Annotated in this window: 16 protein-coding genes and 2 pseudogenes; 10 read left to right on the forward strand and 8 right to left on the reverse strand. The window is 72.3% G+C overall.

Features of this window, described 5'->3' with window-relative positions; all coding sequences use genetic code 11:
• The first annotated feature begins 11 nt into the window (after positions 1–11).
• Positions 12–1,385, forward strand: coding sequence for a cryptochrome/photolyase family protein (locus tag ACIRP7_RS30490; protein ID WP_403665727.1), 1,374 nt, complete (start codon positions 12–14; stop codon positions 1,383–1,385).
• Positions 1,386–1,425: 40 nt separating this feature from the next.
• Here the strand turns inward: ACIRP7_RS30490 and ACIRP7_RS30495 are convergent, their stop codons facing one another.
• On the reverse strand, positions 1,426–2,397 hold the full coding sequence (locus ACIRP7_RS30495) for a MerR family transcriptional regulator (protein ID WP_403665729.1): 972 nt from the start codon (positions 2,395–2,397) through the stop codon (positions 1,426–1,428).
• 76 nt (positions 2,398–2,473) lie between these two features.
• Here ACIRP7_RS30495 and ACIRP7_RS30500 point away from each other — a divergent pair.
• A pseudogene (locus ACIRP7_RS30500) lies at positions 2,474–2,705 on the forward strand (SPW repeat protein); the annotation flags it as partial.
• 45 nt (positions 2,706–2,750) lie between these two features.
• On the opposite strand, the gene ACIRP7_RS30505 reads toward ACIRP7_RS30500, so the two are convergent.
• Positions 2,751–3,476 (reverse strand): phosphotransferase, encoded by a 726-nt coding sequence (locus ACIRP7_RS30505; protein ID WP_403665731.1) that lies wholly within the window; start codon positions 3,474–3,476, stop codon positions 2,751–2,753.
• A gap of 173 nt (positions 3,477–3,649) precedes the next feature.
• Positions 3,650–5,092 (reverse strand): hydrolase, encoded by a 1,443-nt coding sequence (locus tag ACIRP7_RS30510; protein ID WP_403665733.1) that lies wholly within the window; start codon positions 5,090–5,092, stop codon positions 3,650–3,652.
• A gap of 230 nt (positions 5,093–5,322) precedes the next feature.
• On the opposite strand from ACIRP7_RS30510, the gene ACIRP7_RS30515 reads away from it, so the two are divergent.
• Together ACIRP7_RS30515 and ACIRP7_RS30520 are read left to right on the forward strand one after the other, a co-directional pair.
• Positions 5,323–5,586, forward strand: coding sequence for a GlsB/YeaQ/YmgE family stress response membrane protein (locus ACIRP7_RS30515; RefSeq protein WP_352386050.1), 264 nt, complete (start codon positions 5,323–5,325; stop codon positions 5,584–5,586).
• Positions 5,587–5,754: 168 nt separating this feature from the next.
• Positions 5,755–6,636 (forward strand): GNAT family N-acetyltransferase, encoded by an 882-nt coding sequence (locus ACIRP7_RS30520; protein WP_403665735.1) that lies wholly within the window; start codon positions 5,755–5,757, stop codon positions 6,634–6,636.
• Here the strand turns inward: ACIRP7_RS30520 and ACIRP7_RS30525 are convergent, their stop codons facing one another.
• The 3 genes from ACIRP7_RS30525 to ACIRP7_RS30535 are packed head-to-tail and all read right to left on the reverse strand — an operon-like array spanning position 6,637 to position 8,811.
• Positions 6,637–7,560: an NAD-dependent epimerase/dehydratase family protein gene (locus ACIRP7_RS30525; protein WP_403665737.1), complete on the reverse strand. Its 924-nt coding sequence runs from the start codon at positions 7,558–7,560 to the stop codon at positions 6,637–6,639.
• Positions 7,561–7,615: 55 nt separating this feature from the next.
• On the reverse strand, positions 7,616–8,392 hold the full coding sequence (locus ACIRP7_RS30530; protein ID WP_403665739.1) for a GNAT family N-acetyltransferase: 777 nt from the start codon (positions 8,390–8,392) through the stop codon (positions 7,616–7,618).
• A 41-nt stretch (positions 8,393–8,433) separates the two neighbouring features.
• Positions 8,434–8,811, reverse strand: a complete 378-nt coding sequence (locus tag ACIRP7_RS30535; RefSeq protein WP_403665741.1) for a MerR family transcriptional regulator — start codon at positions 8,809–8,811, stop codon at positions 8,434–8,436.
• A gap of 56 nt (positions 8,812–8,867) precedes the next feature.
• On the opposite strand from ACIRP7_RS30535, the gene ACIRP7_RS30540 reads away from it, so the two are divergent.
• The 3 genes and pseudogenes from ACIRP7_RS30540 to ACIRP7_RS30550 all read left to right on the forward strand — a co-directional run bounded on the left by ACIRP7_RS30540 (position 8,868) and on the right by ACIRP7_RS30550 (position 12,316).
• The gene (locus ACIRP7_RS30540) at positions 8,868–10,067 is read left to right on the forward strand and encodes an MFS transporter (RefSeq protein ID WP_403665743.1); all 1,200 of its coding nucleotides are present in this window, start codon (positions 8,868–8,870) and stop codon (positions 10,065–10,067) included.
• A gap of 15 nt (positions 10,068–10,082) precedes the next feature.
• Positions 10,083–10,563: pseudogene (locus ACIRP7_RS30545) on the forward strand (nucleoside deaminase).
• Between the two features lie 166 nt (positions 10,564–10,729).
• A complete protein-coding gene (locus tag ACIRP7_RS30550) occupies positions 10,730–12,316 on the forward strand; it encodes an alpha/beta hydrolase (RefSeq protein ID WP_403665745.1) in 1,587 nt (528 codons plus the stop codon).
• 26 nt (positions 12,317–12,342) lie between these two features.
• On the opposite strand, the gene ACIRP7_RS30555 is transcribed toward ACIRP7_RS30550, so the two are convergent.
• Entirely contained in the window at positions 12,343–12,771 is a 429-nt protein-coding gene (locus ACIRP7_RS30555) for a MarR family winged helix-turn-helix transcriptional regulator (RefSeq protein WP_403665746.1), read from the reverse strand.
• Between the two features lie 67 nt (positions 12,772–12,838).
• Here ACIRP7_RS30555 and ACIRP7_RS30560 point away from each other — a divergent pair, with 67 nt between their 5' ends.
• Both ACIRP7_RS30560 and ACIRP7_RS30565 read left to right on the forward strand, forming a co-directional pair.
• The gene (locus ACIRP7_RS30560; RefSeq protein ID WP_393601562.1) at positions 12,839–13,267 is read left to right on the forward strand and encodes a PaaI family thioesterase; all 429 of its coding nucleotides are present in this window, start codon (positions 12,839–12,841) and stop codon (positions 13,265–13,267) included.
• Positions 13,268–13,363: 96 nt separating this feature from the next.
• The gene (locus ACIRP7_RS30565) at positions 13,364–14,461 is read left to right on the forward strand and encodes a chemotaxis protein (protein WP_403665749.1); all 1,098 of its coding nucleotides are present in this window, start codon (positions 13,364–13,366) and stop codon (positions 14,459–14,461) included.
• 8 nt (positions 14,462–14,469) lie between these two features.
• Here ACIRP7_RS30565 and ACIRP7_RS30570 read toward each other — a convergent pair whose 3' ends face one another.
• Positions 14,470–14,883, reverse strand: coding sequence for an SsgA family sporulation/cell division regulator (locus ACIRP7_RS30570; protein WP_403665751.1), 414 nt, complete (start codon positions 14,881–14,883; stop codon positions 14,470–14,472).
• Positions 14,884–15,256: 373 nt separating this feature from the next.
• Between ACIRP7_RS30570 and ACIRP7_RS30575 the strand changes: the two genes are divergently transcribed.
• On the forward strand, positions 15,257–16,687 hold the full coding sequence (locus ACIRP7_RS30575; protein WP_403665752.1) for a PP2C family protein-serine/threonine phosphatase: 1,431 nt from the start codon (positions 15,257–15,259) through the stop codon (positions 16,685–16,687).
• Positions 16,688–16,689 lie beyond the last annotated feature (2 nt).

Here is a 16,689-nt window from a genome sequence, read left to right on the forward strand (position 1 = left end):
GAGTACGCACCATGAGCATCTCGGTCGTCCTGTTCACCTGCGACCTACGCCTGCACGACCATCCGCCCCTCACGGCGGCGCTCGACGGCACCGAGCGGGTCGTCCCGCTGTTCGTGCGGGACCGGGCCGTCGACGCCGCCGGGTTCGCCGCGCCCAACCGGCTGGCGTTCCTCGCCGACTGTCTGCGCGACCTCGACGCCGGTCTGCGCGAGCGCGGCGGCCGGCTGGTGGTGCGCTCCGGCGACCTCGTCGACCAGGTGCGCAAGGTCGCCGCCGAGGCGGACGCCGACGAGGTGCACATGGCGTCCGACGTCAGCGCGCACGCCCACCGGCGGGAGGAGCGGCTGCGCCGGGTCCTGGAGGCGGAGGGCGTGCGGCTGCACGTCCACGACACGGTGACCACGGCCGTCGCCCCCGGCGTGGTGGTCCCGGCCGTCTCGGACCACTTCGCCGTCTTCACGCCCTACTTCCGGCGCTGGTCCCAGGAGCGGCTGCGGGACCCGCTCACCGCCCCGCGGACCGTGCGGGTCCCCGACGGCGTGGCATCCGAGCCGCTGCCGTCCCGTGCCGGCCTGACCGGGCTCTCGGAAGGCCTCGCCGAGGGCGGTGAGACGCAGGGCCGCAAGCAGCTCGCCACCTGGCTGCGGGTCGGGCTCGCCGGGTACGAGGACCGTCACGACGACCTGGCCGGCGACGCGACCTCCCGGCTCTCCCCGCACCTCCACTTCGGCACCCTCTCCCCCGTGGAGCTCGTCCACCGGGCGCGCCGGGCGGGCGGTCCGGGCGCGGAAGCCTTCGTACGGCAGCTCGCCTGGCGCGACTTCCACCGGCAGGTGCTCGCGGCCCGCCCTGCCGTGGCCGCCGCCGATTACCGCACACAGCACGACAGTTGGCGCTCCGAGCGGACCGCCGCGGACGACATCGCGGCGTGGAAGGAGGGCCGCACCGGCTACCCGGTCGTCGACGCCGCGATGCGCCAGCTGCGGCACGAAGGGTGGATGCACAACCGCGGCCGCCTGCTGACCGCGAGCTTCCTCACCAAGACGCTGTACGTGGACTGGCGGATCGGTGCCCGGCACTTCCTTGACCTGCTGGTGGACGGGGACCTCGCCAACAACCAGCTCAACTGGCAGTGGATGGCGGGGACGGGCACCGACACCCGCCCCAACCGGGTCCTCAACCCGGTCGCCCAGGCCAAGCGGTACGACCCGGACGGCGCGTACGTCCGCCGCTGGGTGCCCGAACTTGCCGCGCTGGAGGGGCCGTTGGTGCACGAGCCGTGGAAACTGCGAGGTCTGGACCGCGCCGCGCCGGACTACCCGGATCCGATCGTGGACCTGTCCGAGGGACTGGCCCGCTTCAAGCGGGCGCGCGGCCGAGGCTGAGGCCGACGGGGCGCCGGAGACGGCCGGGACGCCACTGAGGTCAGCCGGATATCGGAGGCGCTTCAGCCGTGTACAGGCGGGCCAGGGCGTCCAGGGCGTCCTCGAAGGCCGTCGGCCGCAGCATTCCGGGGGCGGAGCGGCCGAGCCAGCCGGACCCGCCCAGCATCACCACGGGCCTTCTGCGGGCGCCCTTCACCCCCCACTGGGCGTCGGCGATGTGCCGGGCCAGCGGCAGGCTCGCCGTGGAGCGGGCCTGCGCCCACAGGACGACGGCCGCGGGGCCGAGCCGGTCCACCGCGGCGGTCAGCGCCTCCGCGGGTACGGCGGCCCCCAACATCCTGGTGGGCACGCCCAGTTCGCCCAGGCCGGCGTTGAGCGCCTCCAGCGCCAGTGTGTGCTGCTCACCGGGGACGCAGGCCAGCACGACCGGCCCGGGGCCGAGCGGGTCGCCCTGTCGGGCCGGGGGGCGGGTGCGGCGGCGCAGCGCGGTGGACATGTGCCAGGACAGCAGGTGCTCGACCTCGACGTAACGGTCTCCGGACGAGGCCCACTTGCGGCCCACCGCGTGCAGCGTGGGCACCATCACCTCCTGCCAGGCGACGGCGAGGCCGTGGGTCTCGACCGCCGCGGTCAACTGCTCCTCCACGGCGGGCGCGTCGAGGCGTACGGCTGCGCGGGCGAGACCACGGCACTCCTGGCGCACATCGCCCAGGGGGAGCGGGCCGGCCGCCCGGGACCGTGCGCCGGCCGCGGGATCCGGTGTCCTCGGCACGCCCGCGCCGCCGCCCTGCTCCTTGGCCGCGCGGGCCGCCTCGGCGGGCGGCACACCCGCGGCGGTGAGCCGGCACATCGCCTCCAGCACGGCGACGTCCCGCGGGGTCCAGCGGCGGTGCCGGCCGTCGGTGCGGACGGCGGGGCCGATGCCGTAGCGGCGGTCCCAGGAGCGCAGCGTGGTGGGCGACACCCCCAGCCGCCGGGCCAGGGCACCTGTGGTGAGGCTGGTCCCACTCATGGAGCGACTATACGACGCAGAACCGACGCAAGTCTCTGACCTTGCTCAGCCACCGCACCAGCCGCGGTCGGGTCGACTGTACTGTGCCGTGTCCCCCTGGATACTCCACTACACGACGAGCCGGCCCGCCCTCGTGACCCACAACCTCGTCGTGGGCGGTCGGTATCTGGATGATCATCGCTCCCTGGGTCGTCGGCGACAGCTCCGACGCCGGTGTGGCGCTGAACAACATCATCATCGGCGCCCTCGCGGTGCTCCTGGGGCTGATGTGCACCGTCACGGCGGCTAAGAGCGCCCCCAGGCCGTAGCGGCTCCCTCGGCACAGGAGACGCCAGGGCCGGTCCCGACGGCACTCACCCCAGGAAGGCGCCGAGTTCACGCCGGTGACCCGCCACCCACTCCTTCGCGGCCCGCACCTCGTCCACGGCTCCCTGCTCGCGCAGCCGGACCATGGCCCGCTCGCCCCGGAGCGCGCCCGCCTCGATCCCCCGCAGGCACCGGTCCTGCCACCACAGCACCGTGTCCAACAACCCGTCCCGCCGGTCGAGGCCGTAGGCATCACAGATCAGCCGGATACGGCGGGCGGTCTCCCCTACGTCCGCCACGTCCGGCCCCAGGTCGAGGTACTGCCAGCACACGTGGGCGAGGTCGTGCATTCGCTCGCCCGGAGCGGCCAGGTCCCAGTCGATGAACGCGGTGGGCCGCCCGGCGGCGTACACGGTGTTCTTCGGTGCGAGGTCGTTGTGGCAGACGACGTCCCGGTCCCCGGCGAGCGCTGTTCCGTGGGTCAGGTCATGGAAGACGCGGACGAGTCGGGCAACCTCCGTGAGGGCCTCGTCGGTTCGGACCGCGGCGCGCTCGCGCGGGCTCACGGCGGCCCGCCCCTCGATATGACCGAAGGTCTCCCTGCCGAGTTCGTCGACGCCGAGGAACCGCGGCGCCCCCGGCCAGCCCGCCCTCTCGAACAGGGCGAGCAACTCCCGCACGAAGCCGGACCGTTCGGACGGCGGGCGCCGCACGGTGTCTCCGACCCGGACGACCCGGTTGACCGCGCCGCCGCCGAGCACCGACTCCTCCATCTCCGACCGCCTCCCCGGGCATCGCACCCCTGCGGTGTGCCTTCGAAGGTTACGGCGTCCAGTGTCGCGCCGCGGGACGGAAGGGACGAACGGGTCGCTGCTCGACGACGGGCGCACGGTGATCGACATCGCGGCCGAGGTGCCGGCCGCCACCGGGTGGGTCCCGGCCGGGATCAGCTGACGTTCAGTGCCGTGTCGTCGATGACGAACGACGTCTGGAGCGTGGAGCCCTCCGTGCCGGTGAACTTGAGAGTGACGGTCTGGCCCGCGTAGGCCGCCAGGTTGAAACTGCGCTGGGTGTAGCCGGAGGCCGCGTTGAGGTTCGAGTACGTGGCCAGGGTGCTCAGTACCGTGCCCGAGCTGTTGAGGACCTGCACCTTGAGGGTGTCGTAGGCGGTGCTGGTGGAGGTCTCGGCGGTGTCGACGTGCAGGTAGAAGCTGAGCGTGGCCGTGGTGCACGCGGAGGGGACGGTCACCGACTGGGACAGGGTGTCGGTGCGCGCGGAGCCGTAGCCGTCGAGCCAGGCGTAGTAGGAGCCGGTGCGGGCGGACTCGCTGCCGGAGTTGGTGATCACACCGCTGCTCGCGGCCCAGGTCGAACTGCCCGACTCGAAGCCGTTGTTGCCCAGGAGCTGCGCCGACGTGCAGGTGGAACCGCCGCCGCCGTCCCCGCCGCCGCTGCCGCTTCCGCCGGACAGCCACTCGGTGGCGTTGAGGGCGAGGGCCGCGTTGGTGGCGCCGGAGTCGTTCCAGCCGTCGTAGAGGGTGTTGCCGGACTGGCCGGTGCCGTCGTCGATGGGTGAGCTGTCGCCCCAGAAGGCGACGCGTCCGCTGCCGAAGGTGCTCGTCGCGAAGAAGGCGCCGGTGTTGCCGGAGTAACCGGTGCGGTAGAGCAGGCCCTTGACGTTCGCGTTGTCGGCGGGCTTGAGGGTGGCCGTGGTGCCGCTGGCGATGAGGCTCTTGGTGACCGTGCCGAAGGAGCCGTGCAGGACGGGGTTGCTGCTGTCGCTGATGGCCGACGGGTAGTCGGAGCTGATGCTCAGGGAGTCGATGGAGAAGCCGAACGGGTCGGTGGAGTCGACGCTGTTGTTGCTCATCAGGTCGTTGAGGATCTCGAGCGCGTCCTCCCCGTCGTTGTTCCGGTCGGCGCCGGTGTGGTCGGAGATCATGAAGAGGCCGCCGCCGTTCTTCACGAAGGTCATGATCGCCGTCTTCTCGGCGGTCGTGAACAGCGTGTTGGGTTCGGGCAGGACCAGGGTGTCGAAGTTCGAGAGGTCGGTGGCGGAGGAGCCGCCGTAGGTGAGGGCGCTCGTCGCGGTCTTGAGGCTGTAGTCGCCGGTCTTCTGCAGGGCGACGCCCCAGGAGGAGAGGGCGCCGGTCCAGTCGGTCTCGGCGGACGGCGAGGAGTCCTGTCCGAGGGGGTCGGGCTGGCTGGTGGAGACGATCCAGTCCGCGTTTCCGGCTGTCTCGGCGTGGGCGTTGTCGAAGAGGATCCGGTGCGGGGTGGCAGCGGCGGCGGGGGTCGCGGTGGCCTGTACGGCCACACCTGCGGCGAGGAGGGTGACTCCGGCGAGGACCGCGCCGAGTCTGTGGCGGGGAAGGGTGAGTCCGGGCATCCGGCATACCTCCGTGAGGAGTTGGGGAAGGGCGATGCGGGACGGGAACTACGCGCATAGACACACGATCAATTTGGACCGTACATGACATCCAAGGGCCTGCACAGAACCGTCCGGCCCTCCCGACGAGGATTGACCCGGTGTTGACCGACGGTTGGGACACAGCCTGACTGCCGACGCCTCCGGCGGGCATCCGGAGTGCATCGTTGCTCATCGGAAAAGGGGCGGAGATGGAAGTCAGCGGCATCATCAGTGCCATCGTGATCGGCATCGTCATCGGTGTCCTGGGCCGGCTCGTGGTGCCGGGCCGTCAGCGCATCGGAATCCTGTTGACCATCCTGGTCGGCATCGTGGCCGCGCTGATCGGCTCGGCGATCGCCGCGGCCTTCGGGGTGGCCGACACCAACGGCGTCGACTGGGTCGAGTGGCTCATCCAGATCGCCCTCGCCGCGCTCGGAGTGGCGGCGCTGGACCGGTCGAAGGCGCGCCGCTGACGGCCTCACGGGCAGAGCGCCCCCAGCACGTGCCAGAGTGCGGCGCGCCGGAGCCTCCGGCGCGCCGCCGTGCGTGTGGGTCCCACGGCGGCAAATCCCGTTGCGGACGCCGGAGCCCGACGGCAGGCTTCAAGCGCCCGCCGCCCCTCCTCCGTGACGGAGACCCGCTTGTCCTTCGACATCACCCCGCTCGCCGATCCCCGGCCCGCCGCCTCCAGCCGCCGGCTGGCCTGGCTGGCCGCCGGGGAGGACGGTGTGCCGCTCGGATCCGCCTTCCTGCGGCTGTTCACGAAGCAGGGCCAGGAGCACCTCGCCGAACTGCAGCTCGCGGTGCACGGCGCCGAGCGGCGGCAGGGCATCGGAACCCGGCTTCTGCAGGCCGCAGTGGAAGCGGCGAAGGCGGAGCGGCGACGGTCGGTGATCGCCCAGGCCGTACAGGGCTCCCCCGCCGATCTGTTCCTGGCCGCACGGGGCTTCCGGCAGGTCCTGGCGCTCACGTACGCTCGGCTCACGCTGGCCGACGTCGACCGTGCCACCATCGACGCACTCCTCCAACTGCCCTACCCCGGCTACCGGTTGACCGAGTGGGAGGGCACCGTGCCCGACGCGCTGGCGCGCTCGTTCGCCGACTCGCGGCGGGCGATGGACGACATGCCGATGGAGGGCACCGACTTCGGCAGGGTCGTCTGGGACGTGGAGCGCGTGGTCGCGGCCGCGGAGGCCGTCGCGCGGCGCGGCGAGCTGCTGCACACCGTCGCCGTCGTGGACGCGGCGGACGGCGGCGTGGTCGGGTTCTCCGAACTGGTCGTGCCCGGCGACGGGTTGGGCGACGGTCAGCACTACGGCACCGCCGTGCTCCCCGAACACCGTGGGCGTGGCCTCGCTCGCTGGATGAAGGCCGCGGCGATCCGTCACGCCCTGGAACGGCACCCGACGCTGTCCGGGCTGTGCACCGACACCGCGGACAGCAACAAGCCGATGCTCGCCGTCAACGACTCCCTCGGATACCTGCCGACGCACCGGGCCGTGGAGTGCCGGCTCGACCTGTGATCACCGGATCGTGGCGGCCCGCAGTGCGGCCAGGCCCTCGCGGCCGGAGGGGTACACCGGCGTCCACCCCAGTTCCCGCTCGGCCTTGCGCGCCGAGACCCGCATGTTCGTCGAGAACATGGTGTGCGCGTACGCCATCGGCCTGGTCAGCCACCGGGGCACGGACATCGGCTTCGGCAGCCCGAACTCCTCGGCCACGCACAGCAGATGGGCACGGAAGCCCATCGGCGTGCGGTCCGCGATGTTGTACGCCTGCCCGGGGCGCCCGTGTTCGACCGCGGCGGCCACCGCCCGGGCGGCGTCGGTGAGTTCCACCCAGGGCAGGACCCGGCCGTGGTCGGCGGGGGCGGGCAGGCTGCGCCTGCGCAGCAGGGGCAGGAGGGCTTCGGTGCCGCCGGGGCCGTAGAAGAGGCCGAAGCGGAGTGCGATGCCCTCCAGCCCGGCCGCCCCGAAGGTGAGTTCCTCCTTGGTGCGCATGCCGGCGAGGTGCCGCTCCAGCTCCGGGTCGGTGCCGCGCGGGCCGAAGTCGTCGTCCTCGGTGATCGGACGGTCGCCGAAGTCGCCGTAGCCGTATCCGAAGACCATCGACTCGGTGACGAAGCGGCGTGCTCCGGTGGCCCGTGCCGCCTCGATCAGGTGGGCGGTGCCCTCGATGCGCAGGGCGTCGGTGGCGTACATGTCGCGGTGGCGCACGGGCGGCTTGCGCAGGGCGGTCGCCGCGTGGACGACCGTGTCGAAGTGCTGTCCGTCCACGGCACGCAGCAGGGCGTCACGGTCCATGAGGTCGGCGCGGACGGCATTGCCCTCACCCCGGCCGAGTCCGGTGACCTTGTGGCCCGCGTCGGTCAGGGCCCCGGCGATGTGGCGGCCGAGGACACCGCTCGCGCCGGCGAGGAGGATGCTCCGGTTCTGGTTCGTCGTCATACCGGTGCGACGGATCAAACGGCCCCGGGCGTGACATCCCGGCCGCCGCCGGGCACTACGGCCGGTACACGTGCGGCTGCGTGATCGTCAGCGGCTTGAACCCGAGGCGTTCGAGGATGGGGCGGCTCGTGGCCAGCGCGTCGACCTGGAGGTAGCGGTAGCCACGCTCCACGGCGGCGCGGGCGCGGTGGGCGACCAGGGCGCGGTAGATGCCGCGGCCACGCCAGCCCTCGACGGTGCCGCCGCCCCACAGGCCGGCGAAACGGGTGCCGGGCACCAGCTCCATGCGGGCCGCGCTGACCGGCTCGTCACCGGCGAGCGCGACGGTCGCGACCACGGTGTCGGGGTCGTCCCGGAGCCGGGCCAGCAGCTGGTGCCGCAGCCGGGAGCTGTCGGTGCCGAAGGCCTTCTCGTGCACGTCCGCCACGAGGTCGACGCCCGCCCGGTCGGTGACCGGGAGGAAGCGGATCCCCTCGGGCGGTTCGGCGTCCAGGACGAGGTCGGCGACCTCGGCGATCATCAGCGTCTCCTCGGGCTCGGGGGTGAACCCGGCCGCTCTGAGCCGCTCACCCAGGTCGACGGGCAGGTCGTGCCCGTACAGCTTCCACTCGAACTCCAGGCCGAGCCCCGTGTAGTACGCGATCTGCTCGGCGATCGCCCTGTCGGCACTCGCCTCGTCCAGGTCGGACCAGACCACGCCGTTCCAGCCGTGCTCGGCGGCGACCTGGCGGACCACCCTGCCGACCCGCTCCACACGTGCGCCGGGGCCGTCCGGCTGGGCGCCTTCGCGCATGTTCCGGTCGAAGAGGGCGAGTACCGCAACATGATCCATGTGCCCACTTCATCACCCGGAGGCCCCCGCGGCAATGGCGTTTACGGCCGCCCGTCCGCCGCGCGCACCGACGCCAGGTAGCCGCTGAGCCGGTCGCGGTTGCGGGCCAGGCAGTCGATCCGGGCCTGGATGCGGTCGACGTGGGCCTCCAGGAGGGCGGCCGTCTCGGGCGTCAGGTGTTCGGGCGGCAGCAGGATCTCCTCCGGCCCCGACAGATACGGCAGGATCGTACGGATCATCTCCGTGGTCAGGCCCGAGTCCAGCAGCCCGCGGATCTGCTGGACGTCCCGGACCGCCGCCTCACCGAAGGCGCGGTAGCCGTTGTCGGCCCGCTCGGGGTGGAGCAGGTCCTGTTCCTCGTAGTAACGCAGCAGCCTGGTGGGGACTCCCGTACGGCGGGACAGCTCACCGATCCTCATGACGCTCCCGGGTCGCCCTTGCCTTCACACTGATGTGAAGGTCCGAGCATGGTCGCATGTCCACCATCTCCCCGGCCAAGGGCACGGCCCCGCCCGCGCCCGCCCCGCTGCCGTGGTCCGGGCTCCTCGCCCTGTCCACGGCCGCCTTCACCGCGGTGCTGACCGAGCTGCTGCCCGCGGGACTGCTGCCCCGCATGGCCCCGGCTCTGGGTGTCCCGGAGGCCCGGATCGGCTTCCTCGTCACCGGGTACGCGGCCGCGTCCTTCGCCGCCGCGATCCCACTCACCGCCCTGCTGCGCGGGCTGCCTCGCCGACGGGTGCTCGTCGGGGCGCTGCTCTGCTTCGCGGTGAGCAACGCGGCCGTGGCGCTGTCCTCGTCGTACCCCCTGACGTTCGCCGCCCGGCTGGTGGCCGGGTGCGCGGGCGGAACACTGTGGGCGATGCTCGCCGGGTACGCGGCACGGATGGTGCCGGCCGCGCGGCGTGGCCGGGCCATCGCGATCGTGCTCGCCGGGATCACTCTCGCCCTGTCCCTGGGCGTCCCGGCCGGCACGGCGCTGGCCGGGGCGGTGGGCTGGCGCACGGCGTTCGGGCTGCTGTCCGGGCTCGCGGTGCTGCTGGTGGGCTGGGTGCGGTGGCGGGTGCCCGGCTTCCCCGGCGAGGCGCGGCACGCGCGCGTGCCGCTCGTCCGGGTCGCCGCGCTGCCGGGCGTCCCGGCCGTCCTGTCCGTCACGCTGTTCCTCCTGGTGGGGCACCAGGTGATGTACACGTACGTCGCCCCGTTCGCGGCGCACGCCGGCTTCGGCCGTACGGGAGTGGTCCTGCTGGTGTTCGGGGCGGCGACGGTGGCGGGCATCTGGCTCACCGGGCTGCTGGTGGACCGCCATCCGCGGCCGACCCTTCTCGGGGCGCTGGGGCTGTGCGCGGCCGTGATGCTCGTGCTGGGGCTCGCCGCCGGGGTGCCGGGTGTGCTGCTGGTCTCGGTCGCCGCGTGGGGCGTCGCCTTCGGGGGCGCTCCGACGCTGATCCAGACGGCGCTGGTCGACGCCTCGGGCCCGGAGCGCGCGGACGCGGCCACGTCGTTGCAGACCACGGTGTACAACGCCGGGATCGCGGCGGGTTCACTGACCGGCGGAATGGTCTTGGAGGGCCTGGGTGCGGGCGCCCTGCCCTGGACGGCTCTACCGCTGGTGCTGGTCGCGCTCGGGGTGGTCGCCGTGGGCCGGCGAAACGCGTTTCCGCCGAAGCGGCGATGATCCCAGGCTCGTGTCATGGTCGTGAAGGACACAGAACTGCCGTATCTGCGCCGCCGCGTGGATCTGGCCGCCGAGGCGCTGGAGGCCGGGGCCGAACCGTTCGGATCGGTCCTGGTGAGCGCCGCCGGTGAGATCCTCGCCGAAGACCACAACCGCGTGGCCTCCGGGTGACCGCACCCGGCACCCCGAGTTCGAGCTGGCCCGCTGGTCGGCGGCGCACCTGACCCCCGGGGAGCGGGCCGCGGCCACCGTGTACACCTCCGGCGAGCACTGTCCGATGTGCGCCGCCGCGCACGCCCGGGTCGGCCTCGGACGCATCGTGTACGTCGCCTGGTCCGCACAACTCGCCGAGTGGCTGGACGAGTTGGGCGTGCCGGCGCCACCGGTGCGGACCCTGCCGGTCAACGACGTGGCCCCTCAGGTGGTCGTGGAGGGCCCGGTGCCCGAGCTGACGGAGCGTGTACAACTCCTGCACCGCCGGTTCCACCAGGGCTGACGCAGCGAGCCCAGCGAATGCTTGTCGAACTTCTGGCACACCAGGCCCATGGGCATCACGCCGGCGGGCCAGGGCGCATTCCGTGATCCCTCTCGTCCGGAGGCGGTCCGCCGGAGGGCCGCTTATCGTGATCGGAGGGCGCCGATGGGCGTCCTTGGAGGCATGGATGCTCGCCAAGGTGACGAGGCGGCGATGCGCTCTGTCCGGAGCCGTGGGGCTGGTCCTGCTCGGCGCCGGACTGCCGGCCGTGGCCGCGGACGGCTCCGGACCGGACCTGTCGCCCTTCTACCGCCAGAAGATCAAGTGGTCGAAGTGCGTGGGCATGGAGACCCCCGACGACCTGCAGTGCGGAAAGGTCACTGTTCCCCTCGACTACGCGAAGCCCCGCGCGGGCACCCTCGACCTGGCACTCGCCCGCTACCGGTCCACGGCCGAGCACAAGCGGGGTTCGGTGCTGCTGAACTTCGGTGGCCCCGGCGGCGCCGGCGTGCCCGGACTCGCGGCCGGCGGAGACGACTTCATGGGCCTCACGGACGAGTACGACGTGGTGTCCTTCGATCCGCGCGGCGTGGGCAGGTCCTCGCCGGTCAGCTGCGGCGCGGGCACCGACGAGGCGCTGGCGGCCACCAACGACGAGACGGCCGTCGCCCAGGATCCGCGGACCGTGCTCGGGCGGTTGCGGAAGGCGGCCGCCCAGTGCGCCGAGCACTCCGGACCGGTGCTCCGCCACATCGGCACGGTGAACGCCTCCCGCGACCTGGACATCATGCGCCAGGCCGTTGGTGACAAGAAGCTCAACTACCTCGGCTTCTCCTACGGAAGCCGGCTCGGGGCGGTGTACGCGGCCCAGTTCCCGGACAAGGTGGGCCGGCTGGTGCTGGACGGTGTGGACACCCTCACCGAGCCGCTGTCCGAGCAGGGTGTGGCGGGCGCCGCCGGGCAGCAGACGGCGCTGGAGGACTTCGTCGACTGGTGCGTCAAGGACATCGGCTGTCCGTTCGGCACCGACGCGCGCGGCGCCCGGGAGCAGGTCGTACGACTGGTGGCGTCACTGGACGAGGACCCGGTGCCGACGGATTTCGGCCCCGCCTTCACCGGCCAGGACCTCGTGGGCGCCATCAGCCAGGCCCTCTACAGCGAGGACCTGTGGCCCTCACTGGAGCGGGCGCTCGCCGAACTGGTCGAGGACGGCGACACCACCGGAGTGCTCGCCTTCGCGGGCGGCGGCTCCGGTTTCCTCACCCGCGCCCGGCCGCCCTCCGACGACCCGACCCACAGCCCCCTCTCCGACGTGGAGGACGTACCGCTCGACAATCTTCCGGCGGCGCTGATGGCGGTCAACTGCGCGGACGATCCCGACCGCCCCGGCGCCGACCGGATCACCAAGGATCTGATCCGGCTGCGTGCCGCCTACGAGAAGGCGTCCCCGGTCTTCGGCCGCTACCGGCTCACCGAGTACCTCCTGTGCTACGGCCGCCCGAAGGGCACCGACTTCATCCGCGAGAAGGTGCATGACGTCGGCACGCCGAAGATGCTGCTCGTCGGCACCCGCGGCGACCCGGCGACGCCGTACCGCTGGGCCGTGGAGACCGCGAAGCGCCTCGGCGACTCGGCCGTGGTCCTCGACAACAAGGGCGAAGGCCACACCGGTTACGGCTCCTCCAAGTGCGTGCACCGCAAGGTCGACGACTTCCTGCTGTACGGCAGCCTGCCGCCGAACGGCAGCTCGTGCGGGGCCGAACGCGACGGCTGAGGCGAACAGGAGACCGGGGGTCCGCCTCAGGACTCCCAGTACGCGAGCCGGTGCATGGCCGTCGCCGCCCCGGTGAAGCCTTCGTCGCCCAGCACCTCGCGCAGTTCCGCGTTGAAGCGGTCGATCTCCGGCTGGGCGGCGCGCAGTGCCTCGGTCCCTGTGCCGGTCAACTCCAGTACGACGGCCCGGTGTTCGCTCGGGTGCGCTTCCTTGGCCACGAGACCCGCCGCCGTCAGCCGTCCGACCAACCCGGTCACCGCCGACTCGCGCAGTCCGAGCGTGCGGGCGAGCCCCTGCTGGGTGATGCCCGGCTCGTCGTGCACGGCGAACAGGGCGCCCAGCTGGGCCGTGGTGACCCCCGCGGCGGCCAGGCAGCGCCGGTCGGCGGCGGTGCGCAGGCGGTGTGCGGCCCGCTGGAGCAGGAAGTAGAGACGCTGGTCGTCGGGGTCGGACATGGGCCGATGTTGACAGACGCGCCCGGTCCGCGCCAGTCTCACTTCACTAGCGAAGTGAGGAGTGGGCATGCATCGGACCCTGGACTTGGAGCTCGCCCGGAAGGTTCTGGCGGCACAGCCCTTCAGCAGGCTGGTCGGCGCCCGGCTGACGGCCTTCGAGGAGGGCGAGGCGACCCTCGAGTTCGACATCCGCGGCGACCTGCTCCAGCAGCACGGCACCCTGCACGGCGGAGTGCTCGGCTACGCGGCGGACAACGCGCTCACGTTCGCGGCGGGTTCGGTGGCCGGCTCGGCGGTGACCACCGCCGGTTTCTCCATCGACTTCCTGCGGCCTGCCCGCGGCGAGCTGCTGCGCGCCCGCGCCCGGGTCGTACGGGCCGGCCGTACCCGCGTGGTGTGCCGCTGCGACCTGAGCACCGTGGACGCCGGCGGCGCCGAGACCCTGTGCGCGGTGGCGCAGGGCTCGATCGCCGTCCTCGCACCGCTCACGGCGTGAGCCGTCGGGTGCCGACGCCATATCAGCGAAATGCCCTGTACGCGCGATCAAGTTGCCCCGAATGCCTGATCGGCCGATCAGTCCTATGGTGCTGTTATGGAGCACGCACTCAGCCCTGCGACCCTCTCCGAACTGCGCCGTCCGCGCGCCTATCCGGCGGTGTCCGTGCTGACGCCGACCCACCGCCGTGAACCCGAGAAGGCCCAGGATCCGGTCCGGCTGCGCAATGTGGTGGCCGAGGCCAAGAAGCAGCTGGAGGCCGATCCGGCGGTCCCCCGATTGCGGCGCATCGACGTCTCCCGGCAGCTCGACCAGGCCCTCGCCGAGATCGATCTGGCGCATACCGAGGACGGACTGGTGATCTTCGCCGCGCCGGGTGAGCACCAGGTGTGGTCCCTGGCTCGTGCCGTGCCGGAGCGAGTGGTGCTCTCGGACACCTTCCTGACCCGCAACCTCGTCTCCGCTCAGGCCTCCGAGCGGCCGTTCTGGGTGCTGTCGGTCTCCGCCGACCGCGCCACACTGTGGAACGGCGGTGTCGACCGGGTCGCCGAGCATCGCGCCGGCGGCTTCCCGCTGACCCGGACCCGCGAGAACTTCGACGCCGAGCGCCTGGAGCGGATCGGTGACCTGCCGAGCACCTACCGGGACGAGGACACGCGGCACTTCCTGCGGGACGCCGACTCGGCGATGACCAAGGTGCTGCGCGAGGACCCGCGCCCGCTGTACATCACCGGCGAGACCGCGGCGCTGTCCGCCCTGCACGAGGTCGGCGTCGTCACCAGGGACGCGGTGCACGTCCCGCACGGCGGGCTCGCGCACGGCACCCCGGTGGCGGTGTGGCAGGCGGTCCGGCCGCAGGTCGCCGCGGACGCCCGCAAGAGCACCGACGCGGTGACCCGCGAGCTCGAATCGGCGCGCGGGCGGCGGGCGTTCGCGGCCGGCGTCGACGAGATCTGGCAGAGCGCCCGGGAGGGCCGACTGCGGCTGCTGGCCGTCGAGGAGAACTACCGGGTGACGGTCCGCGACGAGGGCGGCGATCATCTGGTCCCGGCCGAGAGCGGTGACCTCGACGCCCGCGAGGACATCGTGGACGAGATCGTCGAACAGTGCCTGGACACCGGCGCCGACGTCCGCTTCGTACCGGACGGCACACTGGGCGGCGCCGACGGCATCGCGGGTGTGCTGCGGTTCTGACGCAGGGCTCACACGGTCCCGAAGAGTTCGCCGAGCCCCCGCTCGACGGCCTGGTCGAGGTCCTCCTGCCCGGCGCCGACCACCGCGTAGGTCCGCAGCAGGAAGCCGCGCAGGGCGGGCGTCGGGAACTGGAGGAGGGCGAGGCCGTACGGCGAGTGGAACTCCACGACCGTGGTGTCCCGGCCGCACGGCCAGATGTGCACGTCCCCGGCGCCGGCCGGTCCGCTCAGCCCCTCCTCCAGCAGGGCACGGGCGAAGGTCCAGGTCACCCCCTGCCCGTCCAGGGAGACCTCGGGCGGGAAGTCGACGCACACCGCCAGCGGATCGGTGGAGCCGTAGCGCAGGGTGGCGGGGACGGGCAGTTCCTGGTTCTCCGCGGTGATCAGGCGGGCGGGAGCGGGCTGCTGGAAGGTCGTGTCCATGTTCTTAGGAGCACGCAGACCCCCTTTGCATTACGCCTGAACGAGGTGAAATTATGTGACCTGCATCACATGCATTCCATCCGATCAACCTATGTCACACTCCTTGGAACACAAGACCGTCGAACACACAAATGAACGCCCGGCCCACCACCCCGGCGCCCCGTCAAGTCACGTACGCCATCTACGACTTGAGGCAGGGAACGGCGTAGACAACCCGCCCGGAACGACCGCTCCGTGAAGACTGTGGCATATGCCAGAAGCACCACCGGATCGTGTGTTGCCAAATCTCTTACAGCGCGTCGCGGCCTGTGCAACAGTCGTAACGGTCCTTCCGTCCCGCCTTGGTCGAACCGTCCCCGCATCGGAGTGCGTCATGCCGTCCCACCTCTCCGCGGACCGCCCCGCCGCCCAGCCCCCAGGACGCGGCTCGGTCGACGCGCTCATATCGCAGGCGCGGCGGCTCAAGGGTGACGTGGACGCCGTACGACGGGACGCGCCGAGCGACGATTCGGACCCCGAGGAGCGCTGGCAGCGCGCGCTGTACGACCTCGCACTGCACCAACTCAACGACCTCGACGAGCACTTGGCACAACTGCGGGACGGCCCGCCGCCCGTGCCGTCGGCACCCGCGGCACAGTCCGCAGCGCGAACCGCGCCGCCCGCTCCCCGGCGCGGCTCGTTGCTCAGCCGGGTCGGCAGCGCGGAGTGGAACCTGCTGACGGACGAGGCCAGTTGGTCCGGAGAGCTGTACGAGATCCTGGGCCGCGACCGCACAGCTCCCCCGCTCACCCTCGATGAACTCCCTTCCCTGGTGCTCGACGAGGACCGGCCCAAGCTGACGGTCATGGTCACGGACTGTCTGGTCGACGCCCAACGCATAGACGGCGAGTTCCGTGTCGTGCGCCCGGACGGCGAGGTGCGCACCGTCCACATGATGGGCGAGCCCGTGCTCGGCGCCGACGGCAGCACCGCCTCGATGTGGGCGGTGCTGCGGGACGTCAGCGAACTGCGCCGCAGTGAACGGGCGGTGAGCGAGACCCGTGACTCGTTACAACGCCACCGGCAGCGCGCGCAGACCGAACACCGGCTCGCGGTCGAGCTGCAGGAGGCCGTGCTGCCGCCGTGGCGTGGCTCCCTGCGGCTCCCGCACCGGGGCACCGAGACCCTGGACCTGGCCGCCCACTATCTCCCCTCCTCGTCCAGCGCCCTGATCGGCGGCGACTGGTACGACGCGCTCGAACTGACCGACGGGGAAACGCTGTTGACCGTCGGCGACCTCACCGGGCACGGCGTCGCCGTGGCCTCCGGCATGGCGACCCTGCTCGGCGCCGTGCGCGGCATGGCGATGGCGGGCACCCAGCCCGGCCCGCTGATGTCCCTGCTCAACCAGTTGCTCGACGCCACCGTGCAGCCGGCCCTCGGCAGCGCGGTCTGCTGCCGCTACCGCCCCGCAACCCGCACCCTGGTCTGGGCACAGGCCGGGCACCCCGCCCCGCTGCTGTTCCGGGGCGGGACGGGGCGCAGGCTGGACTCCCCCGACGGCGTGCTCCTCGGCGCGACCTCCGGAGCCGTCTACGCGCAGGCCGAGGAGACCCTCGAACCGGGCGACCTGCTCCTGCTGCACACGGACGGACTGGTGCCCGGACGGGGCAACGCGGACGCCGTGAACCGACTCCTGGACCTCGCCCCCCGGTTCGGCGGGGCGCGCACCGCACAGGACGGAGTGCGGATGGTCATGGAGGAGTTCGGTGAGACCGAGCGCGAGGACGACGCCTGCGTGCTCATCGCCAAGGTGACTTCATAACA

The organism is Streptomyces sp. NPDC102270 (assembly GCF_044766405.1).
In the GTDB taxonomy this organism is placed as follows: Bacteria; Actinomycetota; Actinomycetes; order Streptomycetales; family Streptomycetaceae; genus Streptomyces.